Here is a 24,087-nt window from a genome sequence, read left to right as displayed (position 1 = left end):
CCCTGTGAGCGTTCCGTGAAGCGGCGGCGAGGACGCTGCTCGAAACGACCCGAACATGTCTTTACGCATGCGTTCCGCACGGTGATCTCGTGACAGCCGTGACTGTCCGTGGCCATCGGGCCACTGGAAGGCTCGGTGCCGCACCGGCGGAGGGGGATGCGAGGGATGGACAAGCGCTACGAGGTGTACGCGCTCGCCGACAGGCACTTCTACGACACGCCTGACCGGCTGTCCGATCACGGGCCGGGGACCGCACCCCTGTACGACACCGCGGGGCGCGAGGTCCCCGAGGGCTGGCGGGCGGCGCGGATCGGCGACTGGCTGACCCTGGCGCCGCTCGGCCCGGACGGCACTCCGCTGCCGGACCGTGCCCAGGGCTGGAAGATCCACGTCTCGGCGACCCTGGCGAACGCGGAGCGGATCGCCCGGATCGTCTGGGACTACTGCGTCCCGCGGGGCGTCGCCTTCAAGTTCGTGCCCGGCCGGCACCTGTTGCACCTGCGCAACGCCAAGTACGCGGGCCGGGACTCCAGCGGCAAGTTCGTCACCGTCTACCCGGCCGACGAGGAGCAGCTCCACACGGTGCTGCGCGAGCTGGGTGAGCTGCTGGAGGGCTTCGAGGGGCCGTACGTCCTGACCGACCTGCGCTGGGGCGAGGGCCCGCTGTACGTGCGCTACGGCGCGTTCGCCCGGCTCTTCGTGGTCGACGAGCGCGGTTCGCTGGTCCCGGCGGTGCGCGACGGGGCTGGCGTACTGGTGCCGGACCGGCGGGCGCCGTCCTTCCAGGTGCCGGAGTGGGTCACGCTGCCGTCCTTCCTGGAGCCGCATCTGGCGGCGCGCAACACCACGACGGTCGGCGAGCTGCCGTACCGCATCGAGAAGGCGCTGCACTTCTCCAACGGCGGCGGGGTGTACCAGGGCACCGACACCCGGGACGGGCGCAAGGTCGTCCTGAAGGAGGGCCGGCCGCACGCGGGACTCGCCGCGGACGGGGCGGACGCCGTGGCCCGGCTGGAGCGGGAGAAGCAGGCGCTGGAGCGGCTGGCGGGGACCGGGGTGGTGCCCGAGGTGCGCGACTGGTTCCTGCTCGGCGAACACCGCTTCCTGGTCATGGACTTCGTGCCGGGACGCCCCCTCAACTCCTTCTTCGCGGAGCGGCACCCGCTGATCGGCCCGGATCCCGACCCGGGAGCCGTCGCCGACTACACGGCCTGGGCGCTGCGCGTCCATGGGGCGGTCGAGCGTGCGGTGGAGGCCGTGCACGCGCGCGGGATCGTCTTCAACGACCTCCATGTCTTCAACATCATGGTCGCCCCCGACGAGGAGTCGGTGTCCCTGATCGACTTCGAGGCGGCGGCGCCGGTCACCGAACAGGGCCGCCAGGTCGTCGCCCACCCCGGATTCCTGGCCCCGCGCGACCGCAGAGGCGTCGACGTCGACCGCTACGCCCTGGCCTGTCTGCGGCTGGCGATGTTCCTGCCGGTCACCAGCCTGTTCGTGGTGGACCGCGAGAAGGCGGCCCATCTGGCGGAGGTGATCGCGGATCAGTTCCCGGACGTGCCGCGGCGGTTCCTGGACGAGGCGGTCGCCGAGATCACCCGGGACACGCCCGCCCCCGGACGCGACGAGGCCGCCGCGCCCCCGCGTCCCCCCTCCCGCTCGGTCCCCACTTCCTTCGTGGAGCCCGCCGACTGGCCCTACAGCCGTGACTCGATGGTCAAGGCGCTGCTCGCCTCGGCGACTCCGGAACGCGAGGACCGGCTGTTTCCCGGCGACGTCGCCCAGTTCTCCGACGGCGGCGGGCTGGGCCTGGCCCATGGCGCGGCGGGTGTGCTGTACGCCCTGGCCGCGACCGGCGCCGAACGGTACGACGAGGGCGAGCGCTGGCTGCTCGACCGCACCGACCCGCCACCGGTCGGCACCCCGCTGGGCCTCTACGACGGTCTCGCGGGCGTGGCCCACCTCCTCGACCTGCTCGGTCACCGGCAGCGGGCCCTGGACCTGATCGGCACGGTGCTGGGCGAGAGGTGGCAGCGCCTGTCCTCCGATCTGCGCGGCGGTCTGGCCGGCCTCGGCCTGGTCCTGGACGGGCTCGCGCACACGGCCGGCGAGCCGGAGCTGGACGAACGGGCGGCGGAGGCCGCGGACATCCTCGTGCGGCGCCTCGCCGAACCGGTCCCGGAGGGCACCCGGCCGCGCGCCGGGCTGATGCGGGGCGCGAGCGGACCGGCTCTGTTCCTGCTGCGGCGCTACGAACGGACCGGTGAGCGCGGGCTGCTGGACGCGGCCGGTGAGGCGCTGCGCCGGGACCTGGCGGCCTGCGTCGAGCAGAAGGGCGGCTCGCTCGAGGTCAACGAGGGCTGGCGGACCATGCCGTACCTGGGCGACGGCAGTGTGGGCGTGGGGATGGTCCTGGACGACTATCTGACGCACGCCGCCGACGAGGCCGACGCGTTCGAGAAGGCCCGCGCCGGCATCCTCACCGCCGCCACCTCACGCTTCTACGCACAGCCCGGCCTCTTCCAGGGAATCGCCGGGATGATCCTGCACCTGAGCCGTACGACCGCGCCGGGCGCCGGCGCCGACCGGCTGGCCGATCAGATCTCCGGGCTCGGCTGGTACGCGATGTCCTATCAGGGCCAACTGGCCTTCCCCGGACACCAGATGATGCGGCTCTCCATGGACCTGGGCACCGGAACGGCCGGGTGTCTGCTCGCCCTCCAGGCGGCGCTCGGCGCCGGCACGACGGGCGCGGCCCCGGCCCACCTGCCCTTCCTCCCGCCGCCACGGCGGCACCCAGAACGCGGCTCCGCCACCTGACGGAGTCGTGACACAACCCCGTCCCCACAAAGAGAGGAATCGACATGGCACTGCTCGACCTTCAGACGATGGAGACCGAAGAGCTCACCGGCAGCGGCAGCGTGGCCAGCCTGCTGCTCTGCGCCAGCCAGGCCAGCATCTCCCTCTGTCTCTGACGTACGTCGTGCGACCGTGGCTCCGGGTGGACTCCCTCCTCTTGGGAGGGGCCGCCCGGGGCCCTGGGCATGGGAACGAGGCCGCAGCCCTATGACGACCTCCGCCGACCACGCGGCCCGCGCGCTGCTGCGGCCGGCCACCGGGCACAGCGCGGCCCGTACGGCGGCCCTGTTCCTGGTGAGCACCGCCGCGACCGGGGCGGGGCTGCTTTTGCCCCTGGCGCTCGGCCGCACCCTGGACCTCCTTCTGGCGCGGGCTCCCGCCACGGGCTGGGTGCTCTGCTGCGCCGGACTCGTGCTGGCCCTCGCGCTGCTCGACGGATGCCAGAGCGTCCTGGTCGGCACCGTGGACGCCCGCACCACAGCCTGGCTGCGCGGGCGCCTGACCCGGCACATCCTGGCCGTGGGCCCGCGGATCGCCCTGCGCTTCGGGGCTGGCGATCTGGTGGCCCGGCTCGTCGGCAACGCCGCCCAGGCGGGCACCGCGCCGACCGCCCGCGCCGTGCTGGTGGCGGCCCTCGCCGGGCCGGTCGGGGGCGTCGTCGCCCTCGCCCTGATCGACCCGTGGCTCGCCGCCGTGTTTCTCGCCGGGGCTCCCGTCCTGGCCCTTCTGCTACGGGCGTTCGCCCGCGACACCTCCCGCTGCACGACGCGCTACCAGCGGGAACAGGGGCGGATCGCGACCGCCCTCGCCGAAGCGGTCGACGGTCACCGCACCATCGCCGCGGCAGGTACGGCGGACCGGGAGACGGCACGGATCCTGGGGCCGCTGCCCGAACTCTCCCGCGCCGGGCACCGCATGTGGCAGGTGCAGGGCCGGGCCGCCGCGCAGGCGATCGCCGTGGCCCCGCTGCTCCAGCTCGGCGTGCTCGCCGTGGCCGGTGTCCTGCTCGCCCGGCACCGGCTGACCGTCGGCGAGGTGCTCGCCGCCTCCCGCTACGCGGTGCTGGCGACCGGTGTCGGCATGCTGGTCGCCCAGCTCGCGGGCGTGGCCCGGGCCAAGGCGGCCGCCGGACGCCTCGCCGAGGTGACCTCGGAGCCGACCCCCGCCCACGGGGACCGCCGCCTGCCGCCCGGCCCCGGCCGGCTGGAGCTGCGCGGGGTGACCGCCCGGCGCGGCGGACACACCGTGCTGCACGACGTCGACCTCGTCGTGCCCGGCGGGGCCACGCTCGCCGTGGTGGGCCGCTCCGGCGCGGGCAAGTCGCTGCTCGCCGCCCTCGCGGGGCGGCTGGCCGACCCCGACGGCGGCGAGGTCCTGCTCGACGGAGTGCCCCTGAACGAGCTGACCCACGCCGACCTGCGCGGCGCGATCGCCTACGCCTTCGAACGTCCCGTCCTGCTCGGAGACACCGTCGAGGACGCGATCGGCCTCTCCCTGCCCCGCCCCTCCCCCGCGCGTGTCCGGGAAGCGGCCGTCACCGCCCACGCGGACGACTTCGTACGCCGGCTGCCCAGCGGTTACGCCACCGCGCTGGCCGACGCCCCGCGCTCCGGCGGCGAGTCCCAACGCCTCGGCCTCGCACGGGCGTTCGCCCACGGCGGCCGTCTGCTGATCCTCGACGACGCGCTGTCCAGCCTCGACACGGTGACGGAGGCCCGTATCACCGAGTCCCTGGCGGGCGGCGGCCGCTCGTCCACCCGCCTGCTGATCGCCCACCGGGCGGCCACGGCGGCCCGCGCCGACGCGGTGGCCTGGCTGGACGGCGGGCGGGTGCGGGCGGTGGGGCGGCACGAGGAGCTGTGGGCGATCGCGGCGTACCGGGAGGCGTTCACCGGGGCGGACGAGGCTGAAGGGATGTGCCCATGAGCGGCGGACTTCCCTCCCGGGGGCTGCGCTTCCTGCGCGACCGCCGACGGGTTGTCGTACGGCTCGGGCTCTGGTCGGTACTGGAGACCGGGTACAGCTTCCTGATCGGGTACGCGCCCGCCCGCGCCCTGGACGACGGATTCCTCCAGAGCCGGACGGGGACCGGGGTCGGCTGGCTGGCCGTGGCCGGGACCGGGGTGCTGATCGGCGCCTACGGCACGGCTCGCGTGTACGCGGCCGTCGCGGCTCTGGTCGAACCGCTCAGGGACCGGCTGGTGCGGCGGGTGGTGGAGCGCGGGGTGCGCGAGGCGGACCGTGGGGCGCTGTCCGGGCTCACCCAGCAGGTGGAGATCGCGCGCGACACCTTCGCGGGGCTGGTCATGGTGTCGCGGTCGTTCGTCTTCACCGCGGTCGGCGCCCTGGTGGGCCTGTTCTCGCTCGCCCCGCTGCTGCTGCTCGTCGTCCTGCCTCCCCTGGCGGCGGGGGTGGGCCTGTTCGCGGCGACGCTGCGCCCGCTGGCCCGCCGGCAGGAGGCGTTCCTCGCCGCCGACGAGGCTCTGGCCGACCGGCTCGGTGCCCTCTGCCCGGGGCTGCGGGACATCACCGCGGCCGGCGTGGAGGAACGGATGTCCGCCGAGGTCGAGACCCTCGTGTCCGCCGAGCAGCGAACGGCCCGGTCCCTCGCCCGCTACGGCGTGGTCCGCGTGGCCGCCCTCGCGCTCGGCGGGCACCTCCCGACCGTGCTGCTGCTGGCGGCCGCCCCCTGGCTCCTCGACCGGGGCGTCAGCACGGGCGCCCTGGTCGGCGCCCTCGCCTACGTCACCCAGTCCCTCCTCCCCGCCCTGCACAACCTCGTACACGGCCTGGGCACGAGCGGCTCACGTCTGACGGTGGTACTCCGACGGCTTGCGCCGGCGTCCCCGCGAGAGGACGCAGGCTCGAAGGGCCCCGGGGAGCCCTCGAACGACCCACGACACACCACAGCACTTCCGGTGACCGCCTCCACGCCGAAGACCCCCGCCCTCACCCTCTCCTCCGTGTCCTTCGCCTACGGCCCCACCGCGGCCCCCGTGATCGACGCCCTCGACCTCACCCTCCCGTCCGGCTCCCACCTGGCCGTCGTCGGTCCGAGCGGCATCGGGAAGTCCACGTTGACGGCGCTGGTGGCCGGTCTGCTGCGGCCCCGGTGCGGCACGATCCGGGTGTGCGGGGCGGCGGTGCCGGGGCCGGAGGCCGTCGCGCGGCGGGTGCTCATTCCGCAGGAGGCGTACGTGTTCACCGGGAGCCTCGCCGAGAACCTCGGGTATCTGCGGCCGGACCCCGTGCCGGAGGCGGAGCTGCTCGCGGCAGCCGAGGCGGTCGGGCTGGGGGCGCTGCTGGAGGCGCTGGGCGGGCCAGGAGGGCATGTGGATCCGGCGGCCCTTTCGGCGGGCGAGCGGCAGCTCATCGCACTGACCCGGGCCTATCTGTCGCACGCCCCGCTCGCCCTGCTCGACGAGGCGACCTGCCATCTCGACGCACGGGCCGAGGAGCGCGCGGAGCGCGCCTTCGCGGCCCGCCCCGGCGGCACCCTGGTCGTCGTCGCCCACCGGATCAGCTCGGCCCGCCGGGCCGACCGGGTGCTGATGATGGACGGCCGCGACACCGCGTACGGCACGCACGACGAGCTCGCCCGCCGGTCCGCGCGCTACCGCGCACTCGTCGGTGCCTGGACCGCCGTACCGCGCGAGTGTTCAGAGCCAGCCCTCGCCCTGGGAGATCCGGATGGCGTCGATGCGGTTGCGGGCCCCGGTCTTGCGGGTGATGGCCGCCATGTAGTTGCGCACGGTCCCGTGGGACAGGTGCAGGCTCCCGGCGATCTCCGCGACGGAGGCTCCCTCCGCCGCGAGGGATAACACGCTGAGCTCGCGGCGGGTCAGCGGCATCTCGGCCGCCTTGAGGAACCCGAAGCCCAGCGAGTCGTCGACGAAACGTTCCCCCGCGGCCACGCGCCGGATCGCCCGCACCAGTCCGTCCGGCGAGCCCTCCTTGTCGACGTAGCCGAGCGCCCCGGCCTCCCGGGCACGCTTCAGCAGCCCCGGCCGGTTCGCGCTCGCGAGCACCAGGAGGTGCGGTGGGGCCATGCCGGTGTCCCGTACGCGCAGCTCGCCGAGGGGCGGGATGCCGTACGCCTCCGAGCAGTCCAGGTCCACCGCGCACACGTCCGGGCGCACCGACCGCACCCGGGCGGGCGCGCTGCGCCAGGGCGCGTCGTAAACCCCCAGGTCAGGTTCTCTGCGTAACCACTCCGCAAGCACCGATCGCACCAGACACGCGTCGTGCACCACAAGGACACGGATCACTGCTGCCCCCTCCAGCCCGCCGTTCGCCGCGTTCATCGTTTTCATGGTCCTGAGCGCGTGCCCCATTGTTGGCGTTTGCGACCGCCCGCGGGCGCGAAGATCCAGCCATCAGGGTGCGCGGGGGCGCACGCGAGGCGCCCGCACGCCCTGCCGCGCATCGACTGTGGGGGCATGGGCAGGCGGGTCCGGGGTAAGGGCGGGCTCCGTCGCAGACATAAAGGACGGCTTCCGGGGCGGCCGGTGCGATCCTGGGGCCGTTCGCCGTGCGCGACGGGCCGTGAGGGGGGAGATTTGAGCCCTGGGACCGTCGCGCGGCTCCGCGGAGGAGGTGGTCGGCGTGTCCGACGGGCAGACGTCCGCTCAGGCGCCGGCGGCCGCGAGGACGCGGGTCGGCCGGCCGCTGCTGTCGCTGGCGCTGGCCTCGATGATGGACGCGGTGCACGCGCACGCGGGTGGCGTGTACCTGCTGGCAGCCGACGAACCCGTCCTGGAACTCTCGGTGATGGCGGGGCTGCCCCGGGCGTTCTCGGCGCCCTGGGAGCGGGTCGGGCTGAGCGCGCCGATCCCGGTGGCCGACGCGGTGCGCGAGCGGCGGCTCGTCTGGATCGGGGGCGAGGAGGACATGGCGGCCCGGTATCCGCGGATCGCCGTCGTGCTGCCGTATCCCTTCGCCCTCGCCGCGCTGCCCGTGGCCACCGAGACCACCGTCTACGGCGCGATCTTCGTGACCTGGCCCGGCTCCCATCCCCCGGAGCTGTCGGACCGGGACCGGGAGCATCTGACCGCGGCCTGCCGGCGGCTCGCGGTACGGCTGGAGCGCGCCATCGAGGCGAGCCGTCCGCCCCTGCCGGAGCCCGATCTGCTCGGGGGGCCGCCGTCCGGCATGTTCGGCACGGTGGAGGCGGCGCGCATGGCGGCACGGCTGCCCTACGGACTGTGCTCGCTCGATCTGCACGGCCGGATCAGCTACGCCAACCCCGCCGCGGCCGACCTGATCGGCGTCCCGGCCACCCTGCTGCTCGGCAACCACCTGTGGGCCTCGGTCCCCTGGCTCAACGACCCCGTCTACGAGGACCGCTACCGGGCCGCGCTGTTCAGCCAGCAGACCACGTCGTTCGTGGCGCTGCGCCCGCCCGGTGACTGGCTGTCCTTCCGTATGTATCCGAGCACGACCGGGCTGAGCGTGCGGATCAGCAGGGCCCGCGCGGTGACGGAGATGGCCCGCCACGGGCCGTCGCCCGGTGACGCGCCGTCCCGGCTGGTGACGATCTCCCAGGTGCTGAGCCTGGCCGGGGCGCTGACCGAGGCGGCGAGTGTGCAGGACGTGGTGCAGCTCGTCGCGGACGAGGTCGTCCCGGCCGTGGGCAGCCAGGCGCTGGTCGTCCTTGGTTCGCGGTCCGGCCGGCTGCACGTGCTCGGTCACCGCGGCTACCGCGACCCGCATGTCGTCGAGCGGTTCGACGGGCTGCCGCTGGCCGAGCGGACCCCGGGCACCAACGCGCTGAACACCGGCGTGCCCGCGTTCTTCGACTCCCAGCAGCAGTTGGAGCGGCTGTATCCGACCCAGTACTCGGCGCCCGACGGCTTCGCGGCCTGGGCGTACCTACCGCTGATCGCCTCCGGCCGTCCGGTGGGCACCTGCGTGCTCGCCTACGCCGAGCCGCATCCCTTCCCGGCGGACGAGCGCGCGGTCCTGACCAGCCTCGGCGGGCTGATCGCCCAGGCGCTGGAGCGCGCCCAGCTCTACGACGCCAAGCACCAGTTGGCCCACGGTCTCCAGGCCGCCCTGCTCCCCCACACCCTGCCAGAGCTGCCGGGCATCGAGGCTGCGGCGCGCTATCTGCCCGCCACGCAGGGCATGGAGATCGGCGGCGACTTCTACGACCTGGTGCCGACGGACGAGGGGCTGACGGCGGCGGTGATCGGTGACGTGCAGGGCCACAACGTGACGGCGGCCGGGCTCATGGGCCAGCTCCGCACGGCCGTACGGGCGTACACGACCTTGGGCCATGCGCCGGAGGAGGTCATGCGGAGCACCAACCGGCTGTTGATCGACCTGGGCGCCGACCTGTTCGCCAGCTGTCTGTATCTGCGGCTCGATCCACGGCTCGGGCATGCCGTGATGTCCCGTGCCGGGCATCCGCCGCCGCTGCTGAGACGGCCGGACGGGCGGGTACGGGTGCTCGACCGCGCCGGTGGCCCGCTGCTGGGCATCGACGGCGCGCCGACCTATCCGACGACGGAGTTCGACCTGACGCCCGGCTGTGTGCTGGTCCTCTACACCGACGGGCTGATCGAGTCCCCCGGCGTCGACATCGAGGACGCGCTCGCCGATCTCGGCGGGCTGTTGACGGAGGTGGGCGACCGGCCGCTGGACGAGCTGGCCGACCTGCTCGTGGAGCACAGCGGGGCGGAGCGGGAGCGGGTGGACGACGTGGCGCTGCTGTTGTTGCGGATGCGAGGCTGACGTCGGACCGCGGTCCCCCGGTTCGGGGTGGCGGCTTGCCTCCGGAAACGGAGCGGTCCGGCCCTCCCGCCGGAGGGCCGGACCGCGTTCTCGTCCGGGTCGGATCACTGGGATCCGTACGTCGGTGGCGGTGCGTCAGTTGTTTCCGACGCCGTTGCCGACGATCTCGCCGAGGCCGTTGCCCGTGCCGTCGGCGTTGCCGTTGCCGACCCCTTCACCGGCTCCGGCTTCCTCACCGGCACCGGCCTCCTCGCCCGCGCCGGCCTCTTCACCGGCACCGGCGTCGTCGCCCGCGCCCGCGTCCTCGCCGGCCCCGGCCTCGTCACCGGCGCCCGCGCCGCCGCCGAGGGTCGCGCCGACCGCCTCCAGGGCGGTGGTCACCGGCTGGAAGAAGGTCTCGCCGCCGACCGTGCAGTCGCCGCTGCCGCCGGAGGTGAGGCCGATGGCCAGACCGTCCTGGGTGAACAGCGAGCCGCCGCTGTCGCCGGGCTCGGCGCAGACGTCGGTCTGGATGAGCCCGGTGACCGTGCCCTCCGGGTAGTTCACGGTGGCGTCGAGGCCGAGGACCTGACCGTCGCTCAGGCCGGTGGTGCTGCCCATCCGGAAGACCTGGAGGCCGACCTCGGCATCCGCGGCCTGGCTGATCGCGAGGGTCTGGTCGCCCAGGTTGACCTCGCTCGGGGCCTGGGTCGCCGGGTCGTCGTACTTGACGAGAGCGAAGTCGCCGGCGCCGGGGAAGGTGGCCTGGTCGACGGTGGCGATCGGCTGGCCGCCCTCGGCGTCCGACCACTGCTCGGCCGCGACCCCGCAGTGACCGGCGGTCAGGAAGGCGGGGGTGCCGTCGCCGGCGGTGACGTTGAAGCCCGCGGAGCAGCGGGAGCCGCCGGCGAAGATGGCGTCGCCTCCGGAGAGGAACGTCTTGAAGGTGCCGGACGACTTCTTGATGGTCGCCATGCCGGAACCGAGGCTGTCGACGGTCGACTCCAGCGTGTCCCACTTGTCGCCGGTGACGGTGCTGTCGGCGGTGACGAGGATCTTGTTCGTTCTGGGGTCGACCGCCCAGGCCGTGCCGGGGATGGTCGCCTCGGACTTCAGGGTCTGCGCGCCGGACGCGAGCTCGGACAGGCTGTTCTCGACCTCGCGTACCTTCGCGCCGGCCTTCTTCGCCTGGACGATCACGTTGTTGTTGTCGCCGGGGACGACGTTGACGACGAGCTGCTTGCTGTCGGCGTCGTAGTAGGAACCGGCGAAGGCGTCGCCGAGCAGGCCCGCGAGCTGCGAGGCGAGATCCGAGGCGTCCGCGGACTTGAGTGTCTTGGGAGCGGCGGCGTCGTCCGACGCGCCGTCCTGCGACGCGTTGGCGTTGGGCAGCAGGATCGCGGCCGCTCCCAGCGCCACCACGCCGCCCGCGGCTATCGCGGCCTTGCGCTTCGGGATTCGCTTGTGACTCAAACTTCTCGACCTCCTGGGGGACGGGGTCTGTGCCGCCGTCTTCGCGGCAGCTCTTCGGGGCGCCTGGTTGGCCATGGGTACGCACGGGCCGGGTGGGGCGTTCAATTCCGTTTCCGCGAGGGCGACTCGGGACGTCTATCCGGCCAAGGAGCGCGTCCGGGGGGTCCGCGCCGGGAACAATCCCTCATATGACGATGACCACCGCCGAAGCCGACAAGATCCTCTCCGCCAACTTCGCCCCGTGGGTACTCCGCCTGGGCCTGTCCGTGGAAGCGGTGGAGGAACACCGCGCCGTCCTGCGCATGCCCTGGTCGGACGAGCTGGCGCGGGAGGGCGGCGCGCTGTCGGGCCAGGCGCTGATGGCCGCCGCCGACACCGCCACCGTGATCGCCGTGTCGGCGGCGCGGGGGGCGTACGGACCGATGACGACCGTGCAGCAGTCGACGTCGTTCCAGCGCGCGGTGATCGGTTCGGATGTCCTGATCGAAGCGGTCGTCACCAAGCTGGGCCGCCGGATGGCGTTCGCCGACATCGCGATGACGGACGAGAGTTCGGGCGAGATCGCGGCCCGCGCGAGCACGGTGTACGCGCTTCTGGGCTGACACGATCCGCTACCGATCAGTAACGGTCGGTCGAGAACCCGTAACGGAATTCAGGCTTCAACGAATCCGCACATTCAATACTCAACGAAGTCACCGGGGGACTGAGTTCTGCACATGCCGCTACCGCCGGTTACGTCATTGGGGCGGGAGTGTCGGATTCGCCACCACCGCGGTCCGCGCGCTCCCGGCCAACGCAACAGCCCGCCCGAGCCGATGCTGTGACGCATGTGAAGAAGTCGCCGACGAGACGTGCGCGCGTCTGCACGGATCGCGGCCGCTGAGGCCAAAGTGCCCTGGTGAGGCGGATGTTTGATTGGAAGCCCGCACCGGCGGCGTGCTTTGATCCATCGCACCGCGGGGGCCACTAACGGTTCCCGGAAACGGGCTCCGGACGCCCGCGGTCGCGGCCGTCATCTGTCCCCAGAGGGGGCCGCTCCCCCTTGTGAAATACCCATTAGGAAGGGAAGTTCCATCATGAACTCCACCCCCCAGGTTGCGACCGTCGAGATCTCCGACGCCGAGCTCGACAACGTCTCCGGCGGCCTGCAGGTCAACGCCGTGAACGGTGCCCTCGACGCTGTCAACGGCATCGCCCCGGTTTCCGGCCTGGTCGACACGGTCGTCGGCACCGTGGAGGGTGTCACCGGCCTGAACACCGCCCCGGTCTCGGGTCTGGTCGCCGGTCTCTGATCGCACCTTTTGCAACCGCTGAGTCCCGGAGCCGCTTCCCGGTTCCGGGGCTCTTCGGGTGCCGCGAAACAAGCAGGCACCGCCCCGCAGCACGACCGGCCCACGCGCGCCGGTCTCCACTCATCCTCAGGTGAGGGAAAGTTCCGTGCAGTTCCGCCAACAGGCCCTCGCCAAGCTCCAGTCACCGGAGGAGCTCGACCTTCCGGTGCGCTTCGCCCGCCCCCAGGGCTGGCTGGTCCTCTCCGTGACCGTGGTCGTCATGGCCGCCGCCTCCGTGTGGGCGGTGACCGGCTCGGTCACCTCCACGGTCTCCGCGCCCGCCATCCTTTCCCACGGCCAGGGCAGCTACATCCTGCAGAGTCCGGTCGCCGGCCAGGTCACCGCGGTCCTCGCCAAGCAGGGCCAGCGGTTGCCCGCCGACTCCCCCGTGCTGAAGGTCCGTACCGCCAAGGGTGAGACGGTCGTCCGCACGGTCGCCGCGGGCCGGGTCACCGCGCTCGCCGCCACCATCGGGCAGATCATCGCGACCGGCGCGAACGTCGCCTCCGTCGAGAAGGTCGCCCGCACCGAGGACCCGCTGTACGCCACGGTGTACGTCCCCGCCGAGAACGCGGCCTCCATACCCGACGACGCCGCCGTGGACCTCACCGTGCAGTCGGTGCCCACCCAGGAGTACGGCGTGCTGCGCGGCCATGTGAAGTCCGTGGACCGCTCCGTGCAGTCGGCCCAGCAGATCGCCGCGTTCCTCGGCGACAGCCAGCTGGGCGAGCAGTTCACCAAGGACGGCAGGCCGGTGGCCGTCCTGGTGCGGCTGGACAGGAGGTCGAGCACCGAGAGCGGCTACAAGTGGTCGTCCGCCGACGGGCCGCCGTTCTCCCTCACCTCCATGACCATGGCCGAAGCCTCGATCCGGCTGGCCGATCAGCGTCCCGTCGACTGGCTGCTGCCGTGAGCGCCGCACCGGAGAACCGCGGCCGGCGCCGCGCCGCGCCGCCGAAGCGCCCCGTGCCCAAGGGGAAGGCGAAGACCGTCCGCACGCCCACCGTGCTCCAGATGGAGGCGGTGGAGTGCGGCGCCGCCTCCCTCGCGATGGTGCTCGGCCACTACGGCCGCCATGTCCCGCTGGAGGAGCTGCGCATCGCGTGCGGTGTCTCCCGGGACGGCTCGCGCGCCAGCAACCTGCTGAAGGCGGCCCGCAGCTACGGTCTGACGGCCAAGGGCATGCAGATGGACACGGCCGCCCTCGCCGAGGTGAAGACGCCCGCCATCCTGTTCTGGGAGTTCAACCACTACGTCGTCTACGACGGCATGGGCCGCCGCTTCGGCCGCCGAGGCGTCTACATCAACGACCCCGCCAAGGGCCGCCGCTTCGTGCCCATGGAGGACTTCGACGGCAGCTTCACCGGCGTCGTGCTGGTGATGGAGCCCGGCGAGGACTTCAGCAAGGGCGGACGCAAGCCCGGCGTGCTCGGCGCGATGCCGGCCCGGCTGCGCGGCACCGCAGGCACCATGCCGGCCGCCGTGCTGGCGAGCCTCCTCCTGGTGCTGGTCGGCGCGTCGGTCCCCGCGCTGAGCCGTACCTACATCGACATGTTCCTCATCGGGGGCCAGACCTCCCTGCTGGGTGTGCTGTTCACGGCCATGGGGACCTGCGTCGGGCTCACCCTCGTGCTGACCTGGCTGCAACAGGCGAACCTGCTGCGCGGCCGCATCATCTCCTCCACCCTGTCCAGCGCCCGTTTCCTGCGCCATCTGCTGCGGCTGCCGGTGACGTTCTTCTCCCAGCGCAGCCCGGCCGACCTGGTGCAGCGCCTGCAGTCGAACGACGCCGTCGCCGAGACCCTCGCCCGCGACCTCGCGGCGGCCGGCGTGGACGCGGTGGTCGTCGTCCTCTACGCGATCCTCCTCTACACCTACGACCCCCAGCTCACGTTCGTCGGCATCGGCGTCGCCCTGCTCAACGTCGTCGCCATGCGCGTCGTCATCCGGCTGCGCGCGACCCGTACGGCCAAACTGCGCGCGGACAGCGCCCGGCTGACCAACACCTCCTACACCGGCCTTCAGCTGATCGAGACGATGAAGGCGACCGGCGGTGAGGACGGCTACTTCCGCAAGTGGGCCGGGCAGCACGCCACCACGCTGGAGGAGCAGCAGCGCCTCGGTGTGCCGAGCGCCTGGCTGGGCGTGGTCGCCCCGACGCTCGCCTCGCTGAACAGCGCGCTGATCCTCTGGATCGGAGGCATGCGCGCGGTCGAGGGCGGCATCTCCGTCGGCCTGCTGGTCGCCTTCCAGGCGCTGGTCACCCGCTTCACCGCGCCCATCACCCGCCTCAACGGCGTCGCGGGCCGCATCCAGGACTTCGCCGCCGACGTGGCCCGCCTGAAGGACGTGGAGAACTTCGAGGCGGACCCGCTCTACGGCCGCCCCGGCTCCGGGGAGTCGACGCGCCGCCTGCACGGCCACGTCGAGCTGCAGAACATCACCTTCGGCTACAGCCCGCTCGACAAACCCCTGCTCACGGGCTTCGACCTGACGGTGGGACCCGGCCAGCAGGTGGCCCTGGTCGGCGGGTCCGGCAGCGGCAAGTCGACCGTCTCCCGGCTGATCTCGGGCCTGTACGCGCCCTGGGAGGGCGTCATCCGCATCGACGACCAGCGCATCGAGGACATCCCGCGCGGGGCGCTCGCCGCCTCCGTCTCCTTCGTCGACCAGGAGGTGTTCCTCTTCGAGGGCACCGTCCGCGACAACGTGGCGCTGTGGGACCCGTCCATCCCGGACGACGCGGTCGTGGACGCGCTGCGTGACGCGGCGCTGTACGACACGGTCATGCGGCGCCCCGGCGGCATCCACAGCAAGGTCGAGCAGGACGGCCGTAACTTCTCCGGCGGGCAGCGCCAGCGTCTGGAGATCGCGCGGGCGTTGGTGCGCCGCCCCAGCATCCTGGTCCTCGACGAGGTGACGAGCGCGCTGGACGCGGAGACCGAGCTGGTCGTGATGGACAACCTGCGCAAGCGCGGCTGTGCCTGTGTGGTGATCGCGCACCGGCTCAGCACCGTGCGCGACAGCGACGAGATCGTCGTACTCCAGCACGGCACGATCGTCGAACGCGGGCGGCACGAGGAGCTGGTGGCGCGCGGCGGCGCGTACGCGGCACTGGTCAAGGAGCGATGAGATGACTGCCGTCCACGAGGGCGACCTCGTTCTCGACGCGCTCGGGCAGATGGGCACGCGGATCGACTGCGCGGGCTTCAACCGGCTGGACCTCGAAGGCCCGCAGGTGCTGTGGCTGGTCGCCTCAGGCGCCGTCGACCTGTTCGCGGTCGACGCGGGGCAGCAGGGCCACTGGCACCACCTCGGCCGGCTGGAGGCGGGCTCGCTGCTGCTCGGCCCCGTAGCCGGACCGCAGCACACGCTGGTCGCCCGCCCGCTCAGGGACTGCGTGGTGCACCGCATCGGGCTGCGCGAGCTGTACCAGCCGGCGAACACCCAGACCTGGTCCTACGACGAGTACGGCAACCCGCAGTACGTCCCGCCGCAGACGAGCCCGCTGGAGTACGCCCTCGCCCTGGGCGTCGGCCGCAGCCTCACCGTCCTCTTCCAGGCGCCCATGGCCACCGAACGGGCGGCGGAGGATGGGGGCGCCCCCGTGCGAGCGTATTCGAGCATGGGGGACGACGACGACGTCTTCTGGATGCAGGTGCCGCCGGGCAGCGTGCAGTACGGCTCGCTGTACGGCGCTGACGCGGCCGCCGACCTGCTGATGGACCCCGCGGTCTGGCAGTCCATGGTCGACCAGCAGTACCGCCTGCTGACCACGCTGGACCGCTGGATCGAGCAGCTGGAGCGCACCCACGAGACGCGCACCGCCGAGGGCATCAAGGCCGGTGAGGCGGTGCGCGCGCAGGCCGACCGGACGCTGCTGGCGTCCATCGGCAAGCGCGGTGACAAGCGCACGACGGCCGCCGACGCGGACGCCGGCTACGCGGCGTGCAAGCTGGTCGCCGAGGCGGCCGGGATCACGCTGTCCGAGCCGGCGCAGAGCGGCACCGAGAGCGACCGGCTCGACCCGGTGGAGCGGGTGGCCATCGCCTCGCGGGTGCGCACCAGGTCCGTACGCCTGGACGGCCGTTGGTGGCGGGACAACATCGGTCCGCTGGTCGGGCACCGGGCGCTGTCCGGGGCGCCGGTGGCGCTGCTGTGGCGGCGCGGCGGCTATGTCGCCGTCCATCCGGCGACCGGCCGTGAGACGCCGATCGAGAAGGCCAACGCGGAGGAGTTCGAGCCGCGCGCGGTGATGTTCTACCGTCCGCTGCCCGACCGCGCGTTGAGCCCGGCGAGGCTGCTGCGGTTCAGCATGCGGGGCACGGGCGGCGACCTGACGAACCTCTTCGTCAGCGGCCTGGTCACCGTGGCGATCGGTGCGCTGGTGCCGATCGCGACCGGCAAGGTGCTCGGGGAGTTCGTGCCGAAGGCGCAGACCGGGCTGATCGTGCAGTTCTGTCTGGCCGTGATGATCAGCAGTGTCGTGGCCGCCGCGTTCATGCTGCTGCAGAACCTGACGATCCTCCGGCTGGAGGGCCGTATCGAGGCCACGCTCCAACCGGCCCTGTGGGACCGGCTGCTGCGGCTGCCCACGAAGTTCTTCACCGAACGCTCCACCGGCGAGCTGGCCAGCCAGGCCATGGGAATCAGCGCGATCCGCCGGCTGATGGCCGGAGTCGGGCCCGTCGTCGCCTCGTCGGTGACGGTGGGCGCGATGAACCTGGCCCTGCTGTTCTGGTACAGCGTGCCGATGGCGCTGGCGGCGATCGGCATGCTCGTGGTCATCGCCGCGGCGTTCCTGGGGCTCGGCCTGTGGCAGGTGCGGTGGCAGCGGCGGCTCGTGGTGCTGGGCAACAAGCTGAACAACCAGGCGTTCCAGACGCTGCGCGGACTGCCGAAGCTGCGGGTCGCGGCGGCCGAGGTCTACGCGTACGCGGCGTGGGCCTCGCAGTTCGCGCGCAGCCGTGAGCTCCAGCAGAAGGTGGGGCGGATCAAGAACCTCACCACGGTGATGGGCGCGGTGTATCTGCCGCTGTGCACGCTGCTGATGTTCATGCTGCTGGCGGGGCCGGCGCGCGGGTCGATGTCGGCGGCGGCGTTCCTCACCTTCAACACCTCGGTGACGATGCTGCTGACCTCGGTAACCCAGCTGACCGGCGCGTTCGTCTCGGCGGTGGCCGCGCTGCCGCTGTTCGAGGAGATCAAGCCGGTGCTGGAGGCCACGCCGGAGGTGCGGACGGCGAGCACCCGGCCGGGCCCGCTGACCGGTGCGATCGAGTCGCGCCGGCTGTCCTTCCGGTACTCCGACGACGGCCCCCTGGTCCTCGACGACGTGTCCTTCGACGTGCGGCCGGGCGAGTTCGTGGCGATCGTCGGACCCAGTGGCTGCGGCAAGTCGACGCTGCTGAGGCTGCTGATCGGCTTCGACAAGCCGGTCTCGGGCAGTGTGCTCTACGACGGCCAGGACCTGTCGGCGCTGGACCAGTCGGCGGTGCGGCGGCAGTGCGGGGTCGTGCTCCAGCACGCCCAGCCGTTCACCGGGTCGATCATGGACGTGATCTGCGGGACCGAGCCGTACACGCCGGAGGAGGTCATGGCGGCGGCGGAGATGGCGGGCCTCGCCGAGGACATCAAGCGGATGCCGATGGGGCTGCACACCATCGTCTCGGGCAGCGGCGCGATCTCCGGCGGGCAGCGGCAGCGCCTGATGATCGCTCAGGCCCTGATCCGCCGGCCGCGCATCCTCTTCTTCGACGAGGCGACCAGCGCCCTCGACAACGAGACGCAGCGCGTGGTCATCGAGAGCACCAAGGCTCTCAACGCCACCCGCATCGTCATCGCGCACCGCCTGTCCACGGTGCTGGACGCCGACCGCGTCATCGTGATGGAGGACGGCAAGGTCGCCCAGCAGGGCCCGCCCGCGCACCTGCTCGCCGACACCGGCGGGCGGCTGCACGAGCTGGTGCGGCGCCAGATGGCCTGAGTCAGTCCTGTCCCGGGATGGCGGTGCCGGACGGCACGCCGGCCGCGACGTATCCCTCGTAGAACCCCTTCCAGGGGGCCTCGGCCCCGGCGTGCGGTCCCTCGAACCGCTCGCCGCGGGCCTTGGCGTCGAGGGCGGCCAGGCAGACCTCCCAGCCGGCGCCGTTGCGGGCGGCGGTGTCCTCGGCGGCCAGGACGTTGGTGAGGGTGAAGCGGGTGCGCCGGTCGTCGAGGGGCTCCAGGTCGAAGTGCACCTCGTCGCCGCCCCAGTCGAAGGACAGGTGGCGCGGTGCGTCGACGGCGATGATCACGCCCGGGAAGTCCGCCATGTTCGGGTCGCCGGTGAAGGTCACCGCTCCGCCCGGCCGCAGGTCCATCTCGGCGCGGGCCGGGAACCACCCGGCGAGTTCGTCGGGGTCGGTGACGAAGTGCCAGACGCGGTCGACGGGGTGGTCGTAGATCCGGCTGAAGCGGACGGCCGGGCGGCCGTCGTCCAGTGTCGCGTAGGTGCCGGTCAGTTCGACGGACATGTGGATCAGTCCTTTGGGGAGGGGTCCTCGGTACCGGTGTCCGACGTCTCGTCGAGGCGGCGGCCCAGCGCGTCCAGGCTGCGGTTCCAGAGCTCCCGGTAGGGGGCCAGCCAGGCGTCGAGGGCGGCGATCGGGGCGGGGTCGAGGGCGTAGACACGACGCTGCGCGTCCTGCCTCACCCGCACCAGGCCGGCCTCCCGCAGCACCTTCAGATGCTTCGAGGTGCTGGGCTGGCTCAGCCCGCTCTCCGCCACGATCTCGCCGACGGACCTCGGCCGCTGAAGGAGCAGCGCGACGATGGCCCGCCGGTGGGGATCGGCGAGGGCGCTCCAGAGCGGGGCGTCGTCGGACATGAGTCCAATATGCCTCGACAGGAATATTCCAGTCAAGGAATAAGGCATGGTCAGAGGTGGCGTCCGTTTGCCCTCGGCCCCACCAGGTACACGCGAAGGCGACAGGCCGCCGCCCGATACCGAAAGGAGATCGCCGTGTCCGACGACAGGAAGCAGGACGAGGAGCGCCCCGACACGGCGCTCGAAGAGGTCATGGACGAGATCGTCGATGCCGAACGCCGTACCAAGGAGTCCGCCGAGCAGCGCCGCCACCGGGGCGAGGCCGGCGAGGCCATCACGCCCAACACGCAGAGCCAGGAAGAGTCCAAGGGCGAGTGAGGGCCGCCCACCCGGAAGGACCGCACAAGCCGAGCGTCAAGCCCTGACCGGCGAAATTCACCAGGTCGAGTGAACTAGATCTTGCGCGCGGCGTCGCAGGGATGCTCAGCCCCGGCCACGGGTAACAACCCGGATCAAAAGCGACCCTGCCGAGCTGGAGCGGACATGACGCAGGACGCCGACGACCGCGCCGCTTATCCGACTTATCCGACCGAAGGTCTGGCCGCGGGATTCTCCCGGTCCGGGCCACCCCCGGCGAACGACCATGCCCGCACGCGCGTGGGCGGCGGGTTCGTTGTCGTCGAGGTGACGGGCGAGATCGATCTGGCGACGGAGCCGCTCCTCGCCGAGCACCTGAACGCCGCGACCGCCGGACCGGAGCCGGACGTGCTGGTCGATCTGCGGCGGGTGGTCTTCTTCGACTGCTCGGGGCTGCGCGTCCTGTGCCGGGCCGAGCGGCGGGCCAGGGACCACGGCGGCCGGCTGCGGGTCGTGTCGGACGGGCCGCGGATCCGGCGGCTGTTGCTCGGCGCGGGACTGCTGGGGCGCTTTCCCCTCCTGTCCCGGATCCCCGGGGAGGACGGGTGACACCACGGTGAAACGAGGTGCCGACCGGGCGGCCCCACTCCGCCCGGCCGACCCCCGATGCGAGATCGCAGGGCCTCCTCGACAGGACTCGCACTCCCCATCCGCGGCCGCTGCCGAACTGCACGGGACCCGTGCGATCCCGGTCCCTTAGAACGCGAAGAGGCTGGTCCCGTAGGAGCCCTTCACGCACTCGTTGGCGAAGGCGCGCTCAAAGGAGACGCGCTGGCCCTGCCAGACCCCGTCGACGGTGACGACCACGGGGTCGTACTGCTTGGTGCACAGCACGCCGTCTCTGCCTTTCAGGGCTTCGAAGTCGCCGTTCACCCCGCGCAGTTCGGCGCAGGCCGCACCGGGGGCGGGATGAGTGCCCGAGGGCGTCGGGGCGCAGCTCAGGGTGACCGCGCGTGCCGGGGAGGACATGGTGGCGCTGTCGCCGTGGGCCACGGTGAGCACCAGGGCCGAGGGGGCGTAGAGAGAGGCGGGAGCGGCGTCGGGGGCGGCGAGCGCGGATCCGGTGAGGGGTCCGCAGACGGCGGTGGCCGTGAGAGCGAGGGTCGCTGCCCAGCGCGCGGTGTTCCGCATTGTGTGCATCCTTCCGCTTGAGTCGAGGGTGTGTCGGCTCCGGCGCGATCGGTGCCGGAACGACGACGGGGAGTCTGCCGAGTCCGGCTCCGAAACTCACATCGACACCACTGGTTTCAGTAACCTTGCGTATTGAATCAGTGGCGTGAAGTGACGGAGTTCGAACGTTCCAACGCCGAAACTTGGCGGCTCTTGATCGTCCCAAGGGGTCGAGTGGCCGGATTCGGCACGCTGATTAATAGGCCTGAAACATTCCGGTTGAGCCCTCGGCTGACACCTCCGCAACCCCTTGTGTTCATCCTCCGTTGGAGTAATTTTGATTACATGATTACCAGCGAACAACGAGAGAAGCTGCGCGGCTGGTTCGCCGGCCGCCTGCCGGACGACCTCTTCGAGGAGCTGACCGAGGTCGGCGTCGACCGCGAGGAGATCACGGTGATCGGCCGCATCCCCGAACCCCAGCTGGCCGAGGGCGTCTCGGCGGCCGAGCGCGAGGCGGCCGTGGAGGGCCGGATCCAGGAGTTCCGGGAGCGCACCCGGGAGTCCCGGATCGAGGTGGCCCGCGAGGCGGAGCGCCGGTACGGCCGGAAGGTGTCCTGGGGCGTGGAGTGCGGCGGCGAGCGCGCCCTGTTCACCCATGTCGCCGCGCCGGTGATGACCCGGCTGCGGCAGCCCGAGCGCGCGGTCCTCGACACGCTCATCGCGGGCGGCGTCGCCCGCAGTCGCAGCGAGGCGCTCGCCTGGTGCGTACGGCTGGTCCAGCGGCACACGGACGACTGGCTGGCCGAGCTGCGCGAGTCCCTGGAGCACGTCCAACGGGTGCGGTCCCAGGGCCCGGACGCTGACGCGGAGGAGGACACCGAGGACAACGAGTGATGGAGGTTTCGTCCACTCAGGGCACCGAAGATGGATGAACCGTCCTCTGGTGCGGATCTCGCACACCGCCGTAGCGTCTGCTGATCCCCGAGAGGACGGCATCCGCGCTGCCCGCACACCCCAGCGGCAGGCCCCGGCCGTCGCCGTCGCCCCCGCCGCGCCACAACGCGCTCCACCGCCCCGCCCACGCTGGAGCCCCCGTGTCCCCTCAGCCCGAACTCCCCTCCCCCGCTCCCTCCCTGACGGAGGTCGAGCCCCACGGCGTCGACCGGATCCCCGACGCCGAGCGCACCGCGACCCCGCTCGATCTGTTCCGCCTCGCCTTCGGCGGCGCCAACACCTTCTCCACCTGCGTCCTCGGCGCCTTCCCGATCCTCTTCGGGCTCTCCTTCTGGCAGGGCCTCGCGGCCACGCTGCTCGGAGTCGTCGCGGGTGCGCTGATCCTGTGCCCCATGGCCGTGTTCGGACCGGTCAACGGCACCAACAACGCCGTGTCGTCCTCCGCGCACCTCGGTGTGCACGGCCGCGTGATCGGCTCGTTCCTGTCCTTGCTGACGGCCGTCGCGTTCTTCTCGATCTCGGTGTGGAGCTCCGGCGACGCCCTGGTCGGCGGAGCGCACCGGCTCTTCGGCCTGCCCCGCGGGGACCTGTCGTACGTCGTCGCGTACGCCCTGTTCGCGGGCCTGGTCCTCGCGGTGTGCGTGTACGGCTTCCGCTTCATGCTGTTCGTCAACAAGATCGCCGTGCCCTCGGCGAGCGTGCTCTTCCTGATCGGCGCGATCGCCTTCGCCGGCGACTTCGACCCGTCGTACGCGGGCGTCTTCACCGACGCCGCGGACGCGCAGACCCAGGCGCTGTACTGGCCGTCGTTCATCGGCGCGGCCCTGATCGTGCTGTCCAACCCGGTCTCGTTCGGGGCGTTCCTCGGTGACTGGTCGCGCTACATCCCGGCGTCCACCCCGCGCCGCAGGGTGATCGGCGCGGCGTTCCTGTCGCAGATCGCGACGCTGCTGCCGTTCGTCTTCGGCCTGGCGACCGCGAGCATCATCGCGACGAAGGTTCCCGAGTACGTCGATCCGGCGGCGCCCGACTTCGTGGGCGGGCTGCTGGCGATCTCGCCGGGCTGGTACTTCCTGCCGGTGTGTCTGCTGGCGCTGATCGGCGGCATGGCGACGGGGACGACCGCGCTGTACGGGACCGGCCTCGACTTCTCCTCGGTGTTCCCGCGCCTGTCGCGCGTACAAGCCACGTTGCTGGTGGGCGGGTTGTCGATCGCGTTCATCTTCGTCGGGCGGTTCGCACTCGACCTGGTGCAGTCGATCTCGACCTTCGCCACCATGATCATCACCTGTACCACGCCGTGGATGGTCGTGATGATGCTGGGCTACTGGACCCGGCGCGGCTGGTACGACCCCGACGCTCTGCAGGTCTTCAACCGCCGTCAGCGCGGCGGCCGTTACTGGTTCGCGCACGGCTGGAACTGGCGGGGCATGACCGCCTGGTGGGTGGCGGCGGTCGTCGGGGTGCTGTTCACCAACATCCCGGGCCAGTTCGTCGGCCCGCTGGGCGATCTGGCGAACGGCGTGGACATCAGCCTGCCGTTGTCGCTGCTCGTCGCGGCCGTCCTGTTCCTGGGGCTGCTGGGGGCGTTCCCGGAGCCGCGGGCCGTGTACGGGCCCGAGGGGCCGCGACTGGCCCGGACCGTCGAGGTGCCGGTGCCGCCGATCACCGAGCGGGAGGCGTTGTCAGTGCCCTCGGCTACGTTGCGGGCATGACCAACTTCGTACTGGTGGCAGGCGCGTGGCTCGGGGCGTGGGCGTGGGACGAGGTGGCGGCCGACCTGCGATCGGCCGGGCACGGCGTCCATCCGCTGACACTGTCGGGCCTCGCCAAGAAGCGGGGCGTGCCGGCGCCCGGCCAGCGGACCCACGTCGAGGACATCGTCGCCGAGGTCGAACGCCTCGATCTGCGGGACGTCGTCCTGGTCGGGCACAGCTACGCGGGTGTGCCGGTCGGGCAGGCGGCCGTCCTGATCGGGGACCGGCTGCGGCGGGTGGTGCTGGTGGACGCCAACGCCGCCGTCGACGGGGACTCGTTCCTGTCGGGCTGGCCGAGCGACGAGGTGCGGGCGGCGATCGAGGCGCACGAGGGCTTCTGGCCGCCGGTCCCGGCGGACGACTTCGCGGGCCAGGACCTGACGGACGAGCAGATCGCCCGGATCCTCGACGGCGCTACCCCGCACCCGGGCGCCACGCTGACCCAGCCTGCCGTCATGTCCCGCCCGTTGAGCGAGGTCCCGGGCACCTACATCAAGTGCCTCCTCGACGGCGAGGAGCCGTGGGGCGCCGCGGCCGAACTCCTCAAGAGCGACCGCTGGACCCTGGTGACCATGGACACCGGTCACTGGCCCATGTTCTCCCGGCCGCACGAACTGGCACGCGTCCTGCGCGAGAGCGTGACCGCCCCCTGATCCACCCG

The 24,087-nt window shown here is 72.2% G+C and carries 19 protein-coding genes and 1 pseudogene; 15 read left to right on the top strand and 5 right to left on the bottom strand.

All coding sequences use genetic code 11. The features are described from left to right. Positions 1–165 precede the first annotated feature (165 nt). The 4 genes from lanKC (at position 166) to ACIRD7_RS07605 (ending at position 6,680) form a co-directional block, all read left to right on the top strand. Complete coding sequence (lanKC, locus tag ACIRD7_RS07620) at positions 166–2,820, top strand: class III lanthionine synthetase LanKC (protein ID WP_403451035.1); 2,655 nt, start codon at positions 166–168, stop codon at positions 2,818–2,820. 44 nt (positions 2,821–2,864) lie between these two features. After that, entirely contained in the window at positions 2,865–2,975 is a 111-nt protein-coding gene (locus tag ACIRD7_RS07615) for a SapB/AmfS family lanthipeptide (RefSeq protein WP_403451034.1), read from the top strand. 91 nt (positions 2,976–3,066) lie between these two features. Then, positions 3,067–4,785: an ABC transporter transmembrane domain-containing protein gene (locus tag ACIRD7_RS07610; RefSeq protein WP_403451032.1), complete on the top strand. Its 1,719-nt coding sequence runs from the start codon at positions 3,067–3,069 to the stop codon at positions 4,783–4,785. After that, a complete protein-coding gene (locus ACIRD7_RS07605; RefSeq protein WP_403451031.1) occupies positions 4,782–6,680 on the top strand; it encodes an ATP-binding cassette domain-containing protein in 1,899 nt (632 codons plus the stop codon). Before ACIRD7_RS07610 ends, ACIRD7_RS07605 begins: the two co-directional genes overlap by 4 nt. Here ACIRD7_RS07605 and ACIRD7_RS07600 read toward each other — a convergent pair. Further along, a pseudogene (locus ACIRD7_RS07600) lies at positions 6,603–6,908 on the bottom strand (LuxR C-terminal-related transcriptional regulator); the annotation flags it as partial. The gene ACIRD7_RS07605 and the pseudogene ACIRD7_RS07600 sit on opposite strands and share 78 nt — an antisense overlap. Before the next feature lie 547 nt (positions 6,909–7,455). Between ACIRD7_RS07600 and ACIRD7_RS07595 the strand changes: the two are divergent. Beyond that, on the top strand, positions 7,456–9,594 hold the full coding sequence (locus ACIRD7_RS07595) for a SpoIIE family protein phosphatase (protein ID WP_403451030.1): 2,139 nt from the start codon (positions 7,456–7,458) through the stop codon (positions 9,592–9,594). 135 nt (positions 9,595–9,729) lie between these two features. Here ACIRD7_RS07595 and ACIRD7_RS07590 read toward each other — a convergent pair whose 3' ends face one another. Beyond that, positions 9,730–11,046 carry a S1 family peptidase gene (locus tag ACIRD7_RS07590; RefSeq protein ID WP_403451029.1) on the bottom strand — a complete coding sequence of 439 codons (1,317 nt, stop codon included), beginning with the start codon at positions 11,044–11,046 and terminating at the stop codon, positions 9,730–9,732. A 188-nt stretch (positions 11,047–11,234) separates the two neighbouring features. Here ACIRD7_RS07590 and ACIRD7_RS07585 point away from each other — a divergent pair, with 188 nt between their 5' ends. The 5 genes from ACIRD7_RS07585 (at position 11,235) to ACIRD7_RS07565 (ending at position 18,363) form a co-directional block, all read left to right on the top strand. Then, the gene (locus tag ACIRD7_RS07585; RefSeq protein ID WP_403451027.1) at positions 11,235–11,648 is read left to right on the top strand and encodes a PaaI family thioesterase; all 414 of its coding nucleotides are present in this window, start codon (positions 11,235–11,237) and stop codon (positions 11,646–11,648) included. A 474-nt stretch (positions 11,649–12,122) separates the two neighbouring features. Then, positions 12,123–12,338, top strand: coding sequence for a hypothetical protein (locus ACIRD7_RS07580; protein ID WP_030052098.1), 216 nt, complete (start codon positions 12,123–12,125; stop codon positions 12,336–12,338). A gap of 145 nt (positions 12,339–12,483) precedes the next feature. Next, positions 12,484–13,290 carry an HlyD family efflux transporter periplasmic adaptor subunit gene (locus ACIRD7_RS07575; protein WP_403451025.1) on the top strand — a complete coding sequence of 269 codons (807 nt, stop codon included), beginning with the start codon at positions 12,484–12,486 and terminating at the stop codon, positions 13,288–13,290. Next, on the top strand, positions 13,287–15,509 hold the full coding sequence (locus ACIRD7_RS07570) for an NHLP family bacteriocin export ABC transporter peptidase/permease/ATPase subunit (RefSeq protein ID WP_403451023.1): 2,223 nt from the start codon (positions 13,287–13,289) through the stop codon (positions 15,507–15,509). The genes ACIRD7_RS07575 and ACIRD7_RS07570 overlap by 4 nt, the downstream gene beginning before the upstream one ends. A gap of 1 nt (position 15,510) precedes the next feature. After that, a complete protein-coding gene (locus ACIRD7_RS07565; protein WP_403451021.1) occupies positions 15,511–18,363 on the top strand; it encodes an NHLP bacteriocin export ABC transporter permease/ATPase subunit in 2,853 nt (950 codons plus the stop codon). A gap of 1 nt (position 18,364) precedes the next feature. Here ACIRD7_RS07565 and ACIRD7_RS07560 read toward each other — a convergent pair whose 3' ends face one another. After that, positions 18,365–18,892 carry an SRPBCC family protein gene (locus tag ACIRD7_RS07560; protein ID WP_403451019.1) on the bottom strand — a complete coding sequence of 176 codons (528 nt, stop codon included), beginning with the start codon at positions 18,890–18,892 and terminating at the stop codon, positions 18,365–18,367. A 5-nt stretch (positions 18,893–18,897) separates the two neighbouring features. Further along, on the bottom strand, positions 18,898–19,245 hold the full coding sequence (locus ACIRD7_RS07555; protein ID WP_403451017.1) for an ArsR/SmtB family transcription factor: 348 nt from the start codon (positions 19,243–19,245) through the stop codon (positions 18,898–18,900). A gap of 135 nt (positions 19,246–19,380) precedes the next feature. Between ACIRD7_RS07555 and ACIRD7_RS07550 the strand changes: the two genes are divergently transcribed. Both ACIRD7_RS07550 and ACIRD7_RS07545 read left to right on the top strand, forming a co-directional pair. Continuing rightward, positions 19,381–19,563 carry a hypothetical protein gene (locus ACIRD7_RS07550; protein WP_403451015.1) on the top strand — a complete coding sequence of 61 codons (183 nt, stop codon included), beginning with the start codon at positions 19,381–19,383 and terminating at the stop codon, positions 19,561–19,563. Between the two features lie 165 nt (positions 19,564–19,728). Further along, the gene (locus ACIRD7_RS07545) at positions 19,729–20,151 is read left to right on the top strand and encodes an STAS domain-containing protein (protein WP_403451013.1); all 423 of its coding nucleotides are present in this window, start codon (positions 19,729–19,731) and stop codon (positions 20,149–20,151) included. A gap of 147 nt (positions 20,152–20,298) precedes the next feature. On the opposite strand, the gene ACIRD7_RS07540 is transcribed toward ACIRD7_RS07545, so the two are convergent. Then, the gene (locus ACIRD7_RS07540; RefSeq protein ID WP_403451011.1) at positions 20,299–20,733 is read right to left on the bottom strand and encodes a protease inhibitor; all 435 of its coding nucleotides are present in this window, start codon (positions 20,731–20,733) and stop codon (positions 20,299–20,301) included. Between the two features lie 324 nt (positions 20,734–21,057). Between ACIRD7_RS07540 and ACIRD7_RS07535 the strand changes: the two genes are divergently transcribed. From ACIRD7_RS07535 to ACIRD7_RS07525, 3 genes are all read left to right on the top strand, one after another. Further along, complete coding sequence (locus ACIRD7_RS07535) at positions 21,058–21,609, top strand: hypothetical protein (RefSeq protein ID WP_403451010.1); 552 nt, start codon at positions 21,058–21,060, stop codon at positions 21,607–21,609. A gap of 200 nt (positions 21,610–21,809) precedes the next feature. Continuing rightward, a complete protein-coding gene (locus ACIRD7_RS07530) occupies positions 21,810–23,384 on the top strand; it encodes a purine-cytosine permease family protein (protein ID WP_403451009.1) in 1,575 nt (524 codons plus the stop codon). Beyond that, positions 23,381–24,079: an alpha/beta fold hydrolase gene (locus ACIRD7_RS07525; protein ID WP_403451007.1), complete on the top strand. Its 699-nt coding sequence runs from the start codon at positions 23,381–23,383 to the stop codon at positions 24,077–24,079. The genes ACIRD7_RS07530 and ACIRD7_RS07525 overlap by 4 nt, the downstream gene beginning before the upstream one ends. The last annotated feature ends 8 nt before the right edge of the window (positions 24,080–24,087 follow it).

The sequence above is a fragment of the Streptomyces sp. NPDC093568 genome (genome assembly GCF_044764945.1).
Classification (GTDB): Bacteria; Actinomycetota; Actinomycetes; order Streptomycetales; family Streptomycetaceae; genus Streptomyces.
The sequence above is the reverse complement of the archived record's forward strand: the minus strand, read 5'-3'. Positions and strand labels throughout refer to the sequence as shown.